The following is a 17,412-nucleotide window of genomic DNA, read 5'->3' on the forward strand; positions in this document are numbered from 1 at the left end:
TTCAGTAGCGCGGATATTCGAAGGTCTTGAACAGCAGCGACGGCACGAACTGCAGGAACTTGTCGCCCGGTGCGCGCTTCTGCTGGTCGCGGTCGGTGTAGCGGCCATACGGCGGGCGCGCGCGGTTGAAGAAGGCGTTTTCGGCCGTCAGGCTGACGGATTGGACTGCGCCTTCGGTGTCCTGCATTTGCGAGCGCGCAACGCGCGGCGGCTGCATGAAGCCCCACCAGATGCCGATCGGCACCCCGAATGGCTGCCAGTCGGCATCGAAGAGCTGCAGATAGACAGTCACCAGCCGCTGCGCGACCTGCGGCGATTCTTCCAGCGCCTTTGCCAGAAGGCCGATCTTGTCCTCTGGGATGCCGGATACGGTGAAATTGACAGATTCCGCCGTGGCCCCGGTTGGCAGCGACAGGCCGTCGATCTGGCCCGAGCCATACATCGGCTTCCATATCTTCGAGTTGCCGCCCTCGATGCCGGATTGCAGTTCCGTGTTACCGTTCCAGACCCGGGTGATGCCGGACGTGAATTGAAACTCGACGAGCAGATCGAGCCGAACGGTCGTCTGCGAGAGCATTTCAATCTGCTCGGGGGTGAAGAAATCCATCACACATCCTCGATGAAATTGACCGTCGGATTGCCGAAGCGGCGTAGCGCCAGTTCGAGATCCATGGCGTCGTCAGTTGCCAATTTCATGCGACAGACTGGATCATCGAACTCAAGCCGATCGCCGAGCGCCGCGGCTTCCCGTAGCGGTGGCCTGAAAGTGATCGCGGCAGCAGTTGGTGAGGTGTAGTTCACTGACCGCAATCGGTAGAGCCGTTCCCCGATTGAGAAGTCTTGTCCAGGCTCGATCCGCCCCCCACTCTTGATAATGATCGAGGCTGAGACAGCGCGTGGAGCAACCGATCCGGCTAGATGAACATTGGTCACCTGCCCGATGTAGCCTCTGCCATCGTCAAACAGCCCGCCATCCGAGTGCGGCACTGCTGCCAGCAAATCTGCATCGAGCGAACCTCCCACGCGAGGCTGATAGTCTCGGCCCCGAGGTATCAGGATTGCGTTCAATCGCCCTTCCAGAAGCGTCTCAATGGCGCGCCAGCAAATCACTCTCTGACGATTGTTCACGACCACATTGCCAAAGGTCGCCTTCCAGAGACCGGCGTCTGACGATGCTGTTTGAGACTTTCCGGAAACCGACGCCGGCCCAGTAAGAGATCGCGAGGCGATGCTGATCAGTGGGTTTTGAACTGGCAGCACACAGATCGGCCAAAGGATTGTCGCCATTTACATCTGCCTCGTCTGCGCATTCGCCAGCAGCGCCGGCATTTGCGATTTCACGGCCTTGGTGCTTTGCTCGACTGATACCCGCACAATGGTCCCAGACGCAGTCCTGATTTGCTGATCGGCGATATCGGCCATGCGACCGCTGTCGTCCTGCAGCTTGATATGCACCATGTCGCTGGAGCCGCCTGCCCTCTGGTTCGGTGTCCTGAGATCGACAGGGATGCGGCGACCGTCCGGAAGCGGAACCGCCGCTTCTGGCCCCGCCTCCCCAAAGATCGACGCCGAGCTGGCAACGCCGCCTTTGGCAAAGGTCTTCATCGGCTGCGGCTGACCGTGTGCGGCGACGCCACCATGGGCGAATCCGAACAGCTTGCCGATGCTGCCGAACATGCCGCCAAAGAGGCTGCCGCCACCATCGAACAAAGCATTTGCTGCAATCTCCAGCAGCTTATCGCCGATCTTGCTCAGAGCACTGGCAAGGGCTTCGGCGCCGGACTTTCCAGCCTTCATATCCCGAATGAAGCCGCTGAAGACATCCTTGCCGAGCGAGCGCATGTCCTCGGCGGCCTGGCGCGCCTTGTCCTGCGATTCCGAAAGCTGGTTGGCCGCGACGGTCGCCTGCGCATAGCCTTCGGCCAACTGCTCGATCTGCGCCCGCAGTTCCGGCGTGATGGCAATGCCGGCCTTCTGCGCGGCATTCAGCAGCTCCTGCGTCGCCCGCGCCTTGGTGATCGCGTAATCGTAATCGTCGACCAGCGGATTGAGCTGCGCCTGCGCTGCCGTTTCGGCCTGCAGGGCGGCGGTGCGCTCCTTGATCTTCTCGATCTCGCGCTGCAGATCGTCCTTCTTTGAACGCCCACCTTTGCCGCCGCCACCGCCACCGGTAGCCCCGCGCGGCCCGCGGCTATTGAGCACTGCTGCGTCATCGGTGCCAGCCGTTTTGGCCGCCGCGCGGTCGTTCGCGCGTTTGCGCAGTTCGCCAAGCGCGTCGCCAATGTGGTCCTTTGTGAACGCATTCTTGATGTTGTCGGTTAAAGCCTTGCCCGCCGCTGCGCCGGCGCCGGCATAGCTGTTTGTGAGCCGACCGAGCTCCACCGGATCGATCTTGCCTATGCCATCCATGCCCGCCCAAGATCCGAGCGAGTTGATGGCTTCGATGGCCGTGTTCACGGCATCGACAACCTTGTTGATGCCTATTTCGACGTAGCTGACCATGGTGTTCATGGCGCCGATCACGCCATCGGCAATGGCGGCTGGCAGTTGGGTGAAGGCCGTCGCCACCGTGTCGACGATGGCCAAATGGTAGCCGATCATCTTGTTTGCGGCATCTTTGATGAAGTCGAAAACGTCAGACCAAGCCACCTCGACTCCGCCCATGGCGTCGACCATGAGATTGATCGCTGCCAGGAAGGTGTCCTTGATCGCTCCGGCCGCGAGCGAAATCCCGTCGGTGATCATGTCCCACGCAGCCCCGGCATAGCCTCAACCGGTCTCATCGGCATGATGGCACCAGCGGCCACAGCCTACGCCGGACCGGGCGGCCCCTCGGCGGCGACCTACGACAGTTCGTCCTTCGATGCTCTCTCGGCGCTGCGGACGGCGATCGATCGCGCGAAGTCGCGGCAGGAACACGCGTCTGCCGCGTCGTTCACGCGCACGCTGACCGCGCTTCAGCAACTACAAGGCACTGTCGCCGGCCTCGATCTGAAGGCGTAGAAAAAAAATTTTGGCCGGCGCACCCGGCCGTCTCGCCCCCCCCGTTCCACGGCGCTGCGGAACGCGTTACCCTATCCGAATCACCAGATTCCGGGAGGGGGACTGCGGGATGGAAGAGTCTGAAGACAGCCGGAGGAAATCGGCGTACGACTCGGGCAAGATGGAGGCGCTGCTCACTATTGTCGCGAGCATCGTCACCCAATTGCCTGAACGGGCCATGTTTTGCGTGGGCGCCGACGCAAAACGGTTTTGCGACAAGGCGCAATATCAAGCCCGCAACACAGATAACGACCTGGCGCGCGATTTTGCCGCCGGGGTGTGGGACGTTGTCATGCCGCTGCGGGAAGCAATCGAACAGCAAATTCAGGAGCTTGGAGAAGGCGGGATTGTCCGGACCATTCAGCCGTTCCCGATTCCGCCCGAGGAATGGGTCGACGAGGAGCGCGGCTTCTGAGGTCGCTGCCCTATTGGATTTCCCGTAGGGTAAAGCTGGGTCTCCCGTAAGGAGGCGATCGACGAATTGCTCTGCGAGCAGATCGATCTCCTGCCTTGCATCGGTAGCCCTTCGCCGCGGATACCGCACCGACCTTCTTGCAACCTTCTGACGCACGGTTCGTTAAATCGCGACCGCCGCGCATGGCGTGCGCAACCCACAGAATGACGGGCTTGGCCGCGTGATTTACCGAGCCCGCGTGGCGGCGGGCGCTGCGGTCGTCGGCCTACGCCTGGAACAGAAGTCAGCCTCAACGAATGGCTCCCGCCGCCCGCCGGCGACGGGGAGCATGGAGGATTCCATGACATCGATGCTGTTGAAGAGCCTCACTTTATCGGCGGTGCTCGTGACCACGGGCATGATGACAAGCGCCTTTGCACAGTCGCCCCAGGATCAGAACAATTCGACTGTCACGCAGGCAGCGCCCCCCTCGGACGGATATTACGAGGAAGAGCCTGAAGAGCCGGGCCAGAACATGATGCCCCCCGAACGGCAGATGCCCGTGCGGCCGCCCGAGCGAATGATGCCTCAGCAGAGAATGCCCGGGCCGATGCCCGGCATGCAGGGGGGCATGCCCGGACAGATGCAGGGGCGTCCGCGCATGATGCCTCCCGAACCGATGATGGAAAGGATGCATGGCAGGAGAATCCCGATTCCGCTAAAAGTGCTGTTTGCAATAGCCGACACGGACAATGACGGCTCGCTGAGCTTCGATGAAGTGTCGGCGGTCATGAAACGGCTGTTCGACGCCATCGACACCAGAAAGACCGGCAGGATCACCCTCGACGATATCCAGGCCTTCTTGCGCAGATAAAAGCACGGCCAATCGGGCCAGTTCCGAGCTCTCATTGCACGGCGGCGCCCACCACGTTCCGGCGTCGCCAGCCATATCCGCAGCGGAACTTTTGCATCCGTCGTGCCGGCGGCGCGGGATCAACATGAACTTTTGTCGGACAGCGATGCAACCAACAGCCAACTCGAGCGTTCCGCCCCGCCCCTTGTAACGTGGAACCTGGATCCAACCCCGGGTTCCCGCAGCTGGAGACACTCATGACCAACAAGCGCTTCGAACAGCCTATCGCGATCTTTGTCGGCCTCGGCTTCCCCCGCAACGTCGACAATGTCTGGGAAGCCTATGAGGCACTGGTGGAATGGAACGGCAACCGCGGGCCAATGCATCTCATGGCTCTCAACCTCTGCCGCAACGCTCTTACCAACGACGCCGACATCAAGGCGGCCTATATCGCGTTCAGGGCGTTCGCCCGCTCGCGTGGCATTCTCGTGCCCGACCCGATTTCTGGATCAACGATGGAAGCGGCCGAGGAGTGGCTCGCCGCGTAATTCCCTTCCGATTCAAAACCGCTTGCTGGCCCCGCCGGCAAGCGGTTTTCATTTTGAGGCCAAGCGCCTCTGTCAGGCCTCCGCTCTATCGCCGAAAAATGGCCTCGAAAGTGTCCACTGCCAGATAGGGGCCAAGACCCCAAACCAGCACCCATGCCGCTGCGCCAATGATGTTGGCGAACAGAAAGTGCAGCCAGGGCATGGCGACGCTGCCCGCGACAAGCCCATTGAGCTGCCTGAGCACGGCAAAAAAGCGCGCGCTCATGACGATCCAGATGCCTTTGCTACGGAACACCATCTCGAGCTTGAGGAGCCGTTCGGCCGTCAGCGCGATGTAGGAGCCGAAACGCAACAGGAGCGGACGGCCGCCAAAGCGCCCGATCAGATAACCGGTACTGTCGCCCAATATCGCCCCGAAAAACGCCGCTGTCAGAGCGTGGGCGAGGTCGATGTGACCGCGGGCGGCAAATACCGAGATTGCCACCAGCAGGCTCTCGCCGGGCAGCGGGGCGCCGAGCGACTCGAAATAGATGATGACGAAGACGGCAAGGGAGCCATAGGCCGCGATGTAGGGTTCGATCAGGGCAACGCTGTTCTGCACCAGATGCATGTGCGCCTCTCTTCCGGCACCGCGTCGGCCGCCGCCCGGCGGTAAACCTTCACCCGGCGCCCCTGGTTGCCGGGTCGCCGAAAGAACTGGCCTAGCGCGTCAGTAGACGAGCTCGTGAAGCTCGATGCCGCCCCGGAAGAGCACTTCCTTTATCACCCCTCGAACCGTGATCTTGCAGCCCAAGTTGCATTTCGTAAGGAGGTACTGCCGATCACTTCCGCTGAGCTTTTCCGAATCCGTGCTGACCGGATTTGAATCAAACACCTGCGTGGGGTCGGACAGCATCACCATTCCGCCCACCGACGTGGCCCTCGCCGCAGTCTCGATTGCCTGGCCACGCATACTTTCGATATCGAGCTTGAGATCAGTAATGCTGACCTGCTTGTACTTACTGTCCGGCTTCTGTTCGCCACCCAGGAACTTGTAAGTACCGTCGTCGCCCAGCAGCACCTGGCGACCATCATATGTCTCGACCACTTGATCTGCCCAAGCGTTCTCGACAAAAACAAATAAAACTGCGCAAAGAGCCGGAATTATTTTCATATCATCCCCTCCGCAAGATTATCTTACTCGAGGATGTCGTTCCGGCAATAGCTATTGATTCTCTAGCTCAACGAATGCTGTCGCCTGATCATTCTAGGATCGGCTCACCGCAAGGCTTGTAGAGGAGAATGATCCACCAGGAGCGGTTGACCAGCCCCTTGCTGCCCATCCGCTCGGACAGCGTGTCGACGCCGGTGCACCATTCGACGAGCCGCGGCGACAGGCCGAACTCCTCGGCGAGATAGGACGACGCCTCGTCGATCCCTTCGGAACAGCCGACCGTCTTGCAGAGATTGGCCTGTGTGGCCACGTCGCGCAGCGCCTCGTGCCCGATCGACGCGACCTGATACCAGACGACAAAGAGCGCGACGGCCAGCAGCGCCGCGACGCCGAGTCCAATCTTCCAGTAAATCTTCACTCTTCCCTGCCTGCTTGAGAACGCTTTCATCGCCATCTAGCCAATCGGCGGCAGGCAAGTCAAAAACCCGCTGCGCGCACGACTACATCCAGCGGTGCGCCCAGCAAAAAGGGACCGCAAGCGGCCCCTCTTTCATCTTTAGCTTCGGCTCACGCCCTCGCGTTCGCCGCCGCAACTGCGCGCTTGGCCATCACCAAAACCAGATTGGCGCGGTAATCGGCCGAGGCGTGCATGTCGGTCATCAGATTGGCCGAGGCCACCTTCACGCCATCGAGCGCGGCAGCATCGAATTTCTTCGCCAGCGCCGCCTCGATTTCCTTCGGGCGGAACACGCCGTCGTCGCCCGCCCCGGTGACCGCCACGCGCACACCGTCCTTGCCCTTGGCCACGAACACGCCAGCGATGGCGTAGCGCGAGGCCGGGTTGGGGAACTTTTGGTAGGCTGCCTTCGCGGGTGCTGTGAAGGTCACGGCGGTGATGATCTCATCATCCTTCAGAGCCGTCTCGAACAGGCCCTTGAAGAATTTGTCTGCCGGGATCTGCCGCTTGTTGGTCACCACGGTAGCGTCCAATGCCATCAGCGCGGCAGGGTAGTCCGCAGCCGGATCGTTGTTGGCGATCGAGCCGCCGATCGTGCCGCGATAGCGCACGGCCGGGTCGCCGATCACACCGGCAAGCTCGGAAATTGCCGGGCAAACCTTCTTCAGCTTCTCGTCATTGGCGACCTCATAATGCGTGGTCGCCGCCCCGATCGTCACGGTCTTGCCCGTGATCTTGATGCCTTTGAGCTCGGCGATGTGGTTGAGATCGACGAGATCGGAGGGTGCGGCGAGCCTCGTCTTCATGGCCGGGATCAGCGTCATGCCGCCCGACAGGAACTTGGCGTCGCCCTTCTTGATGAGCTTTGTGGCATCGGCAACCGAGGAAGCGCGATGATAATTGACCGAATACATGATCGTTCCTCCTCAGTGCTTCGTGGCCGAGCGGATCGCCGCCCACACCTTCTGCGGGGTCGCCGGCATGGTCAGGTTTTCCGTGCCGATGGCGTCGGTGATGGCGTTGATGACGGCTGGCGGCGAACCGATTGCACCCGCCTCGCCACAACCCTTCATGCCGAGCGGATTGGACGGCGATGGCGTGTTCGAGGTCGAAACCTTGAACGAGGGCAGGTCGTTGGCACGCGGCATGGTGTAGTCCATGTAGCTTGCCGTCAGCAACTGGCCGCTGTCGGGGTCATAATGGGCCCCCTCCAGAAGCGCCTGGCCAATGCCCTGTGCAATGCCGCCATGCACCTGGCCCTCGACGATCATCGGATTGATGACGTTGCCGAAATCGTCCGCTGCCACGAACTGTACGATCTGGGTCACGCCCGTATCGGGATCGACCTCGACCTCGCAGATGTAGCAACCGGCCGGGAAGGTGAAGTTCGACGGGTCGTAGAACGCAGTTTCCTTGAGGCCCGGCTCCATGCCGGCCGGCAGGTTGTGCGCGGTGTAGGAGGCGAGGGCCACCTGGAACCACGGCACGCTCTTGTCAGTGCCGGCCACCTTGAGCGCTCCGTTCTCGATGACGATGTCGCCCTCGTCGGCCTCCATGAGGTGAGCTGCGATCTTCTTCGCCTTTGCCTCGACCTTGTCGAGGGCCTTGGAGATCGCGCTCATGCCCACCGCGCCGGAGCGTGAGCCATAGGTGCCCATGCCCATCTGCACCTTGTCGGTGTCGCCATGGACGATGGAGATGGAGTCGAGTGGCACGCCGAGGCGTCCGGCAACGAGCTGGGCGAAGGTGGTTTCATGCCCCTGCCCGTGGCTGTGCGAGCCGGTCAGCACTTCGATGGTGCCCACCGCGTTGACGCGCACTTCGGCCGATTCCCAAAGGCCGACGCCCGCGCCGAGCGAGCCCACCGCAGCCGAGGGTGCGATGCCGCAGGCCTCGATGTAGCAGCTCATGCCGATGCCGCGCAGCTTGCCGCGCTTGGCGGCTTCGGCCTTTCGCTTGGCAAAGCCGGCATAGTCAGCCTCCTTCATGGCCGCATCGAGCGAGGCTGCAAAGTCACCCGCGTCGTAGTTCATGATCACCGGCGTCTGATGCGGGAAGGAGGTGATGAAGTTCTTGCGCCTGAGCTCCGCCGGCGACATGCCGAACTGACGCGCCGACACCTCCATCATGCGCTCCACGAGGAAGGCGGCTTCAGGCCGCCCTGCCCCGCGATAGGCGTCGACAGGAGCGGTGTTGGTGTAGAGCGCCTTCACATTCCCATGGATGGCCGGAATGTCATACTGGCCCGAGAGCAGCGTCGCGTAGAGATAGGTCGGCGTTGCGGACGAAAACAGCGACATGTAGGCGCCGAGATTGGCCATGGTGTCGACCTTGAAACCGAGGATCTTGTGGTTCTCGTCGAACGCCATCTCGGCATGGGTCACATGGTCCCGGCCATGGGCGTCGCACAGGAAGCTCTCTGTGCGATCCGCCACCCATTTGACCGGCACGCCGGACTTCTTGGAAGCCCACAGGCAGACGATCTCCTCGGGATAGATGTAGATCTTGGAGCCGAAGCCACCGCCGACATCGGGCGCAATGACGCGCAGCTTGTTCTCCGGAGCAACGTTGTAGAACGCGCTCATCACCAGGCGCGCGACATGCGGGTTCTGCGACGTCGTCCAGCAGGTGTAGTGGTCTTCGGCCTTGTCGTAGTGGCCGAGTGCTGCGCGTGGCTCCATGGCGTTGGGCACCAGACGGTTGTTGACGACGTCCATCTTGACCACGTGTGCCGCCTTCTTGAAGGCTGCCTCGGTTTCCTTGACGTTGCCGATCTCCCAATCGAAGATCAGGTTGCCTTCGGCTTCGGGATGTATCTGCGGTGCGCCCTTGGCTACGGCCTCTGTCACCTCTGCGACCGATTTCAGCTCTTTATACGTGATCTCGACGGCCTCGGCGGCATCACGCGCCTGGCCCTTGGTCTCGGCAACCACGATGGCCACCGCGTCACCAACATAGCGCACCTTGTCAACGGCAAGCGGCGACCAGGCGCCCATCTTCATCGGCGAGCCGTCCTTGGAATGGATCATCCAGCCGCAGATCAGATTGCCGATGCCGTCTGCCTTCAGTTCCTTGCCGGTCAGCACCGCGATGACGCCCGGCATGGCTTGCGCCGCCTTCACGTCGATCTTCCTGATCTGCGCATGGGCGTAGGGGCTGCGCACGAAGGCCGCGTGCTTCATACCCGGAACCACCATGTCGTCCACGTAGCGCCCCGCGCCCGTGATGAATCTCTTGTCTTCCTTGCGCGCCACCCGCGCGCCGATACCTTCAATGCCCATCGAAGTTCTCCTCCAGAACCTTCAGAAGCGAAAAGCGGATTGCGAATAACGGTAGGGAAAGAACGGCCGGATACGGCCCTTTTGCGCTAATCCGTTCGCTGCCCCGCGCCCGACTTTTGTCACGCTGCCTGCTTTGCCCTGCTCGCCGACTTGCCCTTGGTCTTGGTCTTGCTCTTGCTCATGGCCTTGGAAGCGGCCAGCACCGCCTTGACGATGTTGTGGTAGCCGGTGCAGCGGCAGATATTGCCTTCGAGTTCCTCGCGCACCGTCGCCTCGTCCAGCCCGTCGGGATGGCGGTTGATGATGTCGACCGAGGCCATGATCATGCCCGGCGTGCAGAAGCCGCACTGCAGAGCGTGGTTTTCCTTGAAAGCCGCCTGGACCGGATGCAGATCCGCGCCATCGGCCAGCCCTTCGATGGTGACCACCGTCGACCCCGATGCCTGCGCGGCCAGCATGGTGCAGGATTTTACGGCCTTGCCGTCCACATGCACGACGCATGCGCCGCATTGCGACGTGTCGCAGCCGACATGCGTTCCGGTCAGTCCCAGATGCTCGCGCAGAAAATGAACCAGCAGCGTGCGATCCTCGACCACGCCGCTCACGCGCCGGCCGTTCACAACCAACGATACTTCCGACATGTAACCTCCCTCGGTGCCCGCGCCGTCGCGCCGGTAAGGTCTGCGCACGGCTTGACTGCAATCGCCACAGTAGATGACGAAAGCGTATTTCGTATTCCGACATAGCGAGAATGCAAGGCCCCCCTTGAGTCCGCATATTGTACTTTCGCACACGGCCTGCCTGCTTGGACCAAGACCCAAGGCATTGCCAAATTCAACTTCAGGTACAATGATGCCTGCGACGTGTACGCCGGCGGCGCGGGAGGAAGACGTCGATCGGCCGGTTGGGGAGGAACCTGCGCTGGTCTGTTCGCGGACAAGCTATGCTTGCGGTCTGTCGGCCCTTACCTATGACAGGGCCGATGCCGATGAATTTGCCCGCGCGGTCGCTGGCGAAGCATCCTCCATTGATGCCGGTTTTGCCCTGTTCTTCTTTTCCCAGTCGATGATGAGCGCCAGGGCGCTGTCCGATGCATTGACGCGCCACGCGCCGGATCTTGCCCATGCCGGCTGCTCCACAGCGGGCGAAATCACGCCCGCCGGTCTCGAAGACGGGCACGTCGTGGCGATCCTGTTTCCGCAGCGCTCGTTCACCGCAGTGAGCGCCACGATCGAAAACCTGTCCACCGCCCGCATGGACGAGGTCGCCGGCGAGGTGGAAGGGCTGCGGCGCAACCTGCATGCCCGCACCGGTTCGGCCCGATCTGGCAATGTCTTTGCCATCTGCCTCATTGACGGCCTCTCCTACGCCGAGGAAGCGGTGACTTCGGCGCTTCACTGGGCGCTGGACGACATTCCACTGATCGGCGGCTCGGCCGGCGACAACCTGAAGTTCGAGACCACCACGCTGATCTCCAACGGCCATGTCGGCAGCGACTGCGCCATCGTCATCCTGATCGCCACCGACGTGCCGTTCCACGTCTTCAAGACCGAGAACTTTGTTCCGACCGGAGAAAAACTCGTGGTCACCGCCTCCGACCCGGAACGGCGGATCGTCCGCGAGTTCAACGCCGGCGTGGCCGCCGAGGAATTCGCCGCAGCCGTGGGCATCGTGCACAGCGCGATGACGCCCCTCAGCTTCGCCTCGCATCCGGTGGTCGTGAAGGTGGGCGGCGAATATTACTGCCGCTCCATCCAGAAGATGAACAAGGACGGCTCGCTGACCTTCTACTGCGCCATCGACGATGGCGTCGTGCTGTCCATCGCCGAGCCGACCGGCATGGTGGAATCGACCCGCGCCGCGCTCAAGAATGTCAGCGAGCGCCTTGGCGGCATCGACATGATTTTGGGCTTCGACTGCGTGCTCAGAAGGCTGGATGCACGCAATCGCCAGGTATTCCGCGACATTTCCGAACTGTATCGTACCAACCGGGTGGTCGGATTTGGAACCTATGGCGAGCAATATCGTTCAATGCATCTAAACCAGACCTTCACCGGCATCGCTTTCGGGCAGCAGCAACAAGCGGCGGAATGATGGCAAGCAAACATGCCCATCCGTGACGTTCACGACATCGAAAGGCTCAAGAAGATCAACGAGGCGTTGATCTCGCGCGTCGAGCGCTCGATGGACCAGCAGGGCAACGCGTTTTCGCTTTTCCAGACCGCGATCAATCTCGAAAACCGGGTGCGCAGCCGCACCGAGGAACTTCGCGCCACCCTGCGCCGGCTGGAAGTGTCGAACGTCGACCTCGTCGCCGCCAAGGAAAATGCCGAGCGCGCCAACCTTTCCAAGACGCGCTTCCTCGCCGCTGCCAGCCACGACATCCTGCAGCCCCTAAACGCCGCCCACCTCACCGTCTCGGCGCTTGCCGAAGTGCAGACCACGGAGGAAGGCCGCAAGCTGGTGCAGCAGGTGGAGCGTTCGCTGGAAACGATGGAAGAGCTGCTGCGCATCCTGCTCGACATTTCCAAGCTGGATGCCGGCGTGGTCCAGCCGGAGATCACCGACGTCGCGCTCGAGCCGCTGTTCGCCTCGCTGAAATCTGATTTCCAACCGGTGACGGACCAGAAGGGCCTGAAACTCCGCTTTCGCGCCACCAATGCGGTTGTGCGCTCCGACCGCACGCTGCTGCGCCGCATTCTGCAGAACATCATCTCCAACGCCATCCGCTATACCCGCACCGGCGGCGTGCTGGTCGGCATACGCCACCGCCGCCGCACCGTCAGGATCGACGTGGTGGACACCGGTTGCGGCATTCCCGAAGACGAGTACGAGGCGATCTTCGAGGAGTTCCACCGCGCGCCCCAGGCAGCCGAGGCAGACCCGGCCGGCGGCGGGCTTGGACTCGGCCTGTCTATCGTGCGCCGCATGGCGAGCGCGCTCGGCCATCCGATCACCTTCACCTCGGTCGTCGGGCGCGGAACCATATTCCATCTCGATGTGCCGGCCGCCAAAACTGCCTTCGTCGAAACTCCCGCTGCCCCTGTCGAGGAGCGGCCGCGTGGCTACGGCCTGTTCGACACCAAGGTGCTGCTGATCGAGGACGAGCCCGACGTGCAGGATGCGATGACGGTGCTTCTGGAGCGCTGGCAGTGCACGGTGAGATCGGCCGCCTCGACCATCCAGGCGGTGGAGGCCCTGGGCGACACGGCCTGGATTCCCGACATCGTCATCGCCGACCAGCATCTGGAAGGCGGCGACCTCGGCAGCGTCACCATCGCAGCCGTGCGCGACTATCTCAAGCGCGACGTGCCGGCGCTGATCGTCACTGGCGACACCTCGGAAACGGTGGCGCAGGCAGCGCGCGACGCCGGTGTCGAACTGATGCGCAAGCCGCTAAAGCCGGCGCAACTCCGGGCACTGCTGGCGCATCTGTTGGCGTGAGGAAATGGGGAGTAGGGGAATAGGGCAGTAAGGCAGTAGGACTCCAGACGGATTGGCCTCGGCGCGCCTCCCCCAATCCTCAAAATCCCGACGGATCCCGGAACAGGTCGTTATTGTCGAGCTTCGAGACCTCGATCACCGCCTGGGTGCGGCTGTAGACGTTGAGCTTGCGCAGGATTTCCGAGACATGCGCCTTCACCGTCGTCTCGCCAACCTGCAGTTCATAGGCGATCTGCTTGTTGAGGAGCCCCTGACGCAGCATCTGCAGCACGCGAAGCTGTTGCGGCGTCAGCTTGGAAAGTCGACGCGCCATTTCGGCCCGGTCCGCACTTTCGGCGTCGAGCGCCTGGGGCTTGTAGTTTTCCGGCACGTGGATCGCGCCGTCCATCACCGCCCGGATGGCGGCGGCAAGGTCGCTCTTGCGCACCGATTTCGGGATAAAACCCGCCGCACCGTAGGACAGCGCCTCGGAGATGATCTTGGGTTCCTCATGGCCCGAAACGACCACCACAGGCAGCCGCGGGTGATGGGTGCGAAGCTGCAACAGACCCTCGAAGCCGTGCACGTCGGGCATGCTGAGGTCGAGCAGCGCGAGATCGAATGGCTTTGGGCCCGCCAGTATCTCCAGCGCCTCGGTTATGGAGCGCGCCTCGACCGTATCGACCTCCGGATAGGCCATGCGCACCGCGCTATGCAGCGCCTCGCGAAAGAGGGGATGATCGTCGATGATCAGGAATCGGGCTTTGTCGTTGGCAGCGCTCATGGCCAACACTCCGTCATGCAACCAGGTGAATCAAGGGCATGTCCCACACCGGAATCGCCGGCCCGACAGGTGTCTTTTCCGCGTCCTCGATTCATTCCGCCTGTTTCAAGAGTAGCCGAGCCAGCCGCAAGCGATTATTGGCAAATAGTACATCGACTGTCCCTGCGGGGACGCGACGACGGCACAGGGAGGTTCTGATGGGTGAGATCGTCCTGCATAACTATTTCCGGTCCTCGACCTCATACCGGGTCAGGATCGCGCTGGAAATGAAAGGACTTGGCTACGCTTACGTGGCCCACCACCTGCGCCATGGCGAGCATCGCGAGCCACCCTATCTGGCCGTCAACCCGCAAGGGCTGGTGCCGGCACTGGTCTGGACCGACGGCCATGTGCTGCTGCAGTCGCTGGCCATCATCGAATTCCTCGACGAGGTGGCGCCCGAGCCGCCGTTTCTGCCGGCAGATCCGCTCGGCCGCGCGCGTGTGCGCATGCTGGCCCAGATGATCGCCTGCGACATCCACCCGGTGAACAATCTGCGCATCCTGACCTCGCTGCGCGCGCTGTTCGGCGCCAGCGATGCCGACGTCGCCAACTGGTTCCGCCACTGGGTCAACGAGACTTTCGAGCCGCTGGAAAAAATCCTGGCCGAGAGCCCGGAGACGGGCCGCTTCTGCCACGGCGACGCGCCCGGCCTCGCCGACATCTGCCTGGTCGCGCAGGTCGCCAACAACGCCCGCTTCGACGTCGATATGACGCCCTACCCCGTGATCTCGCGGATCGTGGCGAACTGCATGGAACTGCCCGCCTTCATCAAGGCTGCACCGAAGAACCAGCCCGACGCGGAGTGATCGGCCCGAAGCGTCAGGCCTGTACAGGCCTCGTGCGGCGTTCGTAGAACATGATCAGCGTTTCGGCGATCAGTGCGGGTTTTTCCTCGCCTTCGATCTCGACCACGTTGTTCGCCTTGATCAGGTACTGGCCGGGGCCGCGATCTTCCATCCACATCATGGTCGAGCGCAGTCGGATGCGCGAGCCTACACGCACCGGCGAAATGAAGCGCACGCGATCCAGCCCATAGTTGAAGGCGGCTTGCGTGTTTTCAGGAACGGCGCCGAGATCCTGCCCGAGCGCCCCGATGATCGACAGCGTCAGATAGCCATGTGCGATGGTGGAACGGAATGGGCTGCGCCGCTTGGCGCGCTCGGTGTCGACGTGGATCCACTGATGGTCGCCGGTGCATTCGGCGAACTGGTTGATGCGGCTCTGGTCGACCGTGACCCATCCCGAGACGCCGAGTTCCTGCCCGGCCATTCCCCGCAGCATCTCGAAAGTCGGTGCCGGTTTCGACATAAGCTACCTCCGTGCGTCAGCGCGCCACGCCTTCGTTCAATCGAGCGATGGCCGGCCGCCGGTCACGGCAAGCCGTTTCCTGTCAATCGGCGCCGGACGTAGCAGCTTATTTGGCGTGACAAAAGGCATTTATGCTGAAAAACGGCCCCTCAAGCGCCTTATGGCGGCGCCAAGTTGCCCGGCAACGTCCCGTCGCCAGGCAGATTTCTCGAATTCCTCGGCCTCTATCGCGAGCTTAAAATCGCGTCCGGCGACAACGCTATCTACGCGGGCTACTTCTTCTTATCGTAGCCGCTACGGATCTCTTCCATCGCGTCATGGATACGCTTGCGCAATATGTCGAGCGACTCGCTGCCCGACTTCCTCATGATCTCAGCGCTGTCACCCGCATTCTTCACGGCCGCCTCGAAGGATCGGCGGGCGAAGTCGGCCTGCTTGGTCATCATTTCCTGCGGATTTCCCGCCCGAAAATTCTGACCCATGTCGGTGATTTCGCGCAGCGTCTCCTGAAAGATCTCGCGCTGCTTGCTCATCAGCTCGGACGCGCCCGTTGCCGAGGCGCTCGCCGCCTTCTGCAGGGCCTCGAGGTTGCGGCGGTTGTGATCGATGATAGCATCGACGTCGACGCGCGGCATCTTCAACGCGTCGCCGAGCTGGGTGAACATGCCGGTGAAAGTGTCGGACTCGGATTTCTTGGCCATTCCTGTCCTCCTTGCGCTCCCAACGGAGCGTGTGGGCTCCGGACGGAGCTGCCAGTCAGAATAGGGCCGGGACCAGCAAGGTCAATTCGCCAGGAGGAGTAGCTCTCCGACGTAGAGCGCCAGCCCGGCCATGCCGCCAATGATCATGCCGTTGAAGCGGATATATTGCAGATCGCGGCCGATATTCATCTCCATCAGACGGGTCAACTGGCCAAGGTCCCAACGCTTGACCTGATCGGCGATGAAGCCGGACACCCCGCTCTTCTGGCTTTCGACGAAGGATGCCAGCGCCACGACAAAGCCCTGGTTCATGTCGGCGCGGATCGCCTTGTCGCTGGCAAGATTGCGGCCGACCTCCACGAACATGCCCGCGAGGTGCGCGCGGATCTTCGAATCCGGTGCGGCGGCATCCTGCTCGATCAGGCTGCGCAGGCTTTCCCAAACATCGCCGGCGAGCGTCTTCAGCTCTGGCCGTGCGAGGAAATCGCGCTTCATCGCCTCGGCGCGGCGGGCGTACGCCTTCGACGTGCGCAGGTCGTCGATGAAGTTGTGCACGAAGCGGTCGAACTCGTGCCGCATCGGATGATCGGGATCGTTGCGCACCTCTTCCAGAAGCGAGGCTGCCGACGCGACGATCTTCTTCAAGAGATAGGCGTCGGCGCGGAACAGGTTGAACAGCGACGGCAGTTCCTTGCGGATTTTTTCACGCATGGAGGTCAGCGCTTCCTCGTCCGATAGGAAGCGGCCAATCACCCTTGTGAACTGGTCGAAGAGTTTTTGGTGCCGGCGGTCCTCGGTGAATGCCGACAGGAGTTCGGCCGCCAGCGGCGCGACCCGCACCTTGTCGAGCTCGGCTACCATGCGCTCGGCCACAAAATTGCGCAGGCCCGAACGGTCGATCGCCGCGAGCGTTTGCGGCACCAGCTGCGCGACGAAGCGCGACAGCGCGTCGGCCCGCTGCGGGTCGGACAGCCAGTCGGCCACCAGCGCGGCAAAGTCCACCTCGTTCAGCTTCTCGCGCACCGGTCCGGGCGCCAGGAAATTGACCTCGATGAAGCGCCCGAGATTGTCGGCGATGCGGTTCTGATTGGCGGGAATGATCGCGGTGTGGGGAATGGGCAGGCCGAGCGGCCGCTTGAACAGCGCCACCACGGCATACCAGTCGGCTATGCCGCCGATGGTTGCGGCTTCGGCAAAGGCTGCGACGAAGCCCAGCCACGGATAGACCGGCTGGTAGATCTTGGCGGTGGCAAACACTGCAACGCAGAGGCAAAGCGCGCCGGTGGCGATCAGCTTGGTGCGCCGGAGAGCTGCAAGCTTGGCCGCATCGTCGCGAAAGTCTGTAGTAGCGATGGTGTCGTTCGGTGACATGGGCAATTCCGGTAGCGAATGGCAGTTACACTACCATTCGCTCACACGCACGCCA

The 17,412-nt window shown here is 62.2% G+C and carries 20 protein-coding genes; 7 read left to right on the forward strand and 13 right to left on the reverse strand.

Annotated elements, in window-relative coordinates:
- Window position 1: 1 nt before the first annotated feature.
- The 3 genes from M2281_RS00895 to M2281_RS00905 are packed head-to-tail and all read right to left on the reverse strand — an operon-like array spanning window position 2 to window position 2,745.
- A complete protein-coding gene (locus M2281_RS00895; RefSeq protein WP_280819217.1) occupies window positions 2–607 on the reverse strand; it encodes a hypothetical protein in 606 nt (201 codons plus the stop codon).
- Window positions 607–1,287 (reverse strand): hypothetical protein, encoded by a 681-nt coding sequence (locus tag M2281_RS00900; protein WP_280819218.1) that lies wholly within the window; start codon window positions 1,285–1,287, stop codon window positions 607–609. Before M2281_RS00900 ends, M2281_RS00895 begins: the two co-directional genes overlap by 1 nt.
- Window positions 1,288–2,745: a hypothetical protein gene (locus tag M2281_RS00905; RefSeq protein ID WP_280819219.1), complete on the reverse strand. Its 1,458-nt coding sequence runs from the start codon at window positions 2,743–2,745 to the stop codon at window positions 1,288–1,290.
- 42 nt (window positions 2,746–2,787) lie between these two features.
- Between M2281_RS00905 and M2281_RS00910 the strand changes: the two genes are divergently transcribed.
- From M2281_RS00910 to M2281_RS00925, 4 genes are all read left to right on the forward strand, one after another.
- Window positions 2,788–3,003, forward strand: coding sequence for a hypothetical protein (locus M2281_RS00910; protein WP_280819220.1), 216 nt, complete (start codon window positions 2,788–2,790; stop codon window positions 3,001–3,003).
- Window positions 3,004–3,112: 109 nt separating this feature from the next.
- Entirely contained in the window at window positions 3,113–3,457 is a 345-nt protein-coding gene (locus M2281_RS00915) for a hypothetical protein (protein WP_280819221.1), read from the forward strand.
- A gap of 238 nt (window positions 3,458–3,695) precedes the next feature.
- A complete protein-coding gene (locus M2281_RS00920; RefSeq protein WP_280819222.1) occupies window positions 3,696–4,310 on the forward strand; it encodes an EF-hand domain-containing protein in 615 nt (204 codons plus the stop codon).
- 236 nt (window positions 4,311–4,546) lie between these two features.
- Complete coding sequence (locus tag M2281_RS00925; protein WP_280819223.1) at window positions 4,547–4,837, forward strand: DUF982 domain-containing protein; 291 nt, start codon at window positions 4,547–4,549, stop codon at window positions 4,835–4,837.
- A gap of 85 nt (window positions 4,838–4,922) precedes the next feature.
- On the opposite strand, the gene M2281_RS00930 is transcribed toward M2281_RS00925, so the two are convergent.
- From M2281_RS00930 to M2281_RS00955, 6 genes are all read right to left on the reverse strand, one after another.
- Window positions 4,923–5,447, reverse strand: coding sequence for a DedA family protein (locus M2281_RS00930; RefSeq protein ID WP_280819224.1), 525 nt, complete (start codon window positions 5,445–5,447; stop codon window positions 4,923–4,925).
- 99 nt (window positions 5,448–5,546) lie between these two features.
- A complete protein-coding gene (locus M2281_RS00935) occupies window positions 5,547–5,990 on the reverse strand; it encodes a hypothetical protein (protein WP_280819225.1) in 444 nt (147 codons plus the stop codon).
- 88 nt (window positions 5,991–6,078) lie between these two features.
- Window positions 6,079–6,408 carry a hypothetical protein gene (locus tag M2281_RS00940; RefSeq protein ID WP_280819226.1) on the reverse strand — a complete coding sequence of 110 codons (330 nt, stop codon included), beginning with the start codon at window positions 6,406–6,408 and terminating at the stop codon, window positions 6,079–6,081.
- Between the two features lie 149 nt (window positions 6,409–6,557).
- Window positions 6,558–7,361, reverse strand: coding sequence for an FAD binding domain-containing protein (locus M2281_RS00945; protein WP_280819227.1), 804 nt, complete (start codon window positions 7,359–7,361; stop codon window positions 6,558–6,560).
- Between the two features lie 12 nt (window positions 7,362–7,373).
- Window positions 7,374–9,728 (reverse strand): xanthine dehydrogenase family protein molybdopterin-binding subunit, encoded by a 2,355-nt coding sequence (locus M2281_RS00950; protein WP_280819228.1) that lies wholly within the window; start codon window positions 9,726–9,728, stop codon window positions 7,374–7,376.
- A gap of 119 nt (window positions 9,729–9,847) precedes the next feature.
- Complete coding sequence (locus M2281_RS00955; protein ID WP_280819229.1) at window positions 9,848–10,369, reverse strand: (2Fe-2S)-binding protein; 522 nt, start codon at window positions 10,367–10,369, stop codon at window positions 9,848–9,850.
- A gap of 211 nt (window positions 10,370–10,580) precedes the next feature.
- Between M2281_RS00955 and M2281_RS00960 the strand changes: the two genes are divergently transcribed.
- Window positions 10,581–11,822: an FIST N-terminal domain-containing protein gene (locus M2281_RS00960; protein ID WP_280819230.1), complete on the forward strand. Its 1,242-nt coding sequence runs from the start codon at window positions 10,581–10,583 to the stop codon at window positions 11,820–11,822.
- A gap of 12 nt (window positions 11,823–11,834) precedes the next feature.
- On the forward strand, window positions 11,835–13,172 hold the full coding sequence (locus tag M2281_RS00965) for an ATP-binding response regulator (protein WP_280819231.1): 1,338 nt from the start codon (window positions 11,835–11,837) through the stop codon (window positions 13,170–13,172).
- 79 nt (window positions 13,173–13,251) lie between these two features.
- On the opposite strand, the gene M2281_RS00970 is transcribed toward M2281_RS00965, so the two are convergent.
- A complete protein-coding gene (locus M2281_RS00970; RefSeq protein WP_280819232.1) occupies window positions 13,252–13,935 on the reverse strand; it encodes a response regulator transcription factor in 684 nt (227 codons plus the stop codon).
- A 197-nt stretch (window positions 13,936–14,132) separates the two neighbouring features.
- On the opposite strand from M2281_RS00970, the gene maiA reads away from it, so the two are divergent.
- On the forward strand, window positions 14,133–14,783 hold the full coding sequence (gene maiA / locus M2281_RS00975; RefSeq protein WP_280819233.1) for a maleylacetoacetate isomerase: 651 nt from the start codon (window positions 14,133–14,135) through the stop codon (window positions 14,781–14,783).
- Between the two features lie 13 nt (window positions 14,784–14,796).
- Here maiA and M2281_RS00980 read toward each other — a convergent pair whose 3' ends face one another.
- From M2281_RS00980 to M2281_RS00990, 3 genes are all read right to left on the reverse strand, one after another.
- Window positions 14,797–15,285, reverse strand: coding sequence for a MaoC family dehydratase (locus M2281_RS00980; RefSeq protein ID WP_280819234.1), 489 nt, complete (start codon window positions 15,283–15,285; stop codon window positions 14,797–14,799).
- A gap of 272 nt (window positions 15,286–15,557) precedes the next feature.
- The gene (locus tag M2281_RS00985) at window positions 15,558–15,986 is read right to left on the reverse strand and encodes a phasin family protein (RefSeq protein ID WP_280819235.1); all 429 of its coding nucleotides are present in this window, start codon (window positions 15,984–15,986) and stop codon (window positions 15,558–15,560) included.
- An 81-nt stretch (window positions 15,987–16,067) separates the two neighbouring features.
- Window positions 16,068–17,357, reverse strand: coding sequence for a DUF445 domain-containing protein (locus tag M2281_RS00990; RefSeq protein ID WP_280819236.1), 1,290 nt, complete (start codon window positions 17,355–17,357; stop codon window positions 16,068–16,070).
- Window positions 17,358–17,412 lie beyond the last annotated feature (55 nt).

The organism is Pseudaminobacter soli (ex Li et al. 2025) (assembly GCF_029892515.1).
Taxonomy (GTDB): domain Bacteria; phylum Pseudomonadota; class Alphaproteobacteria; order Rhizobiales; family Rhizobiaceae; genus Pseudaminobacter; species Pseudaminobacter soli_A.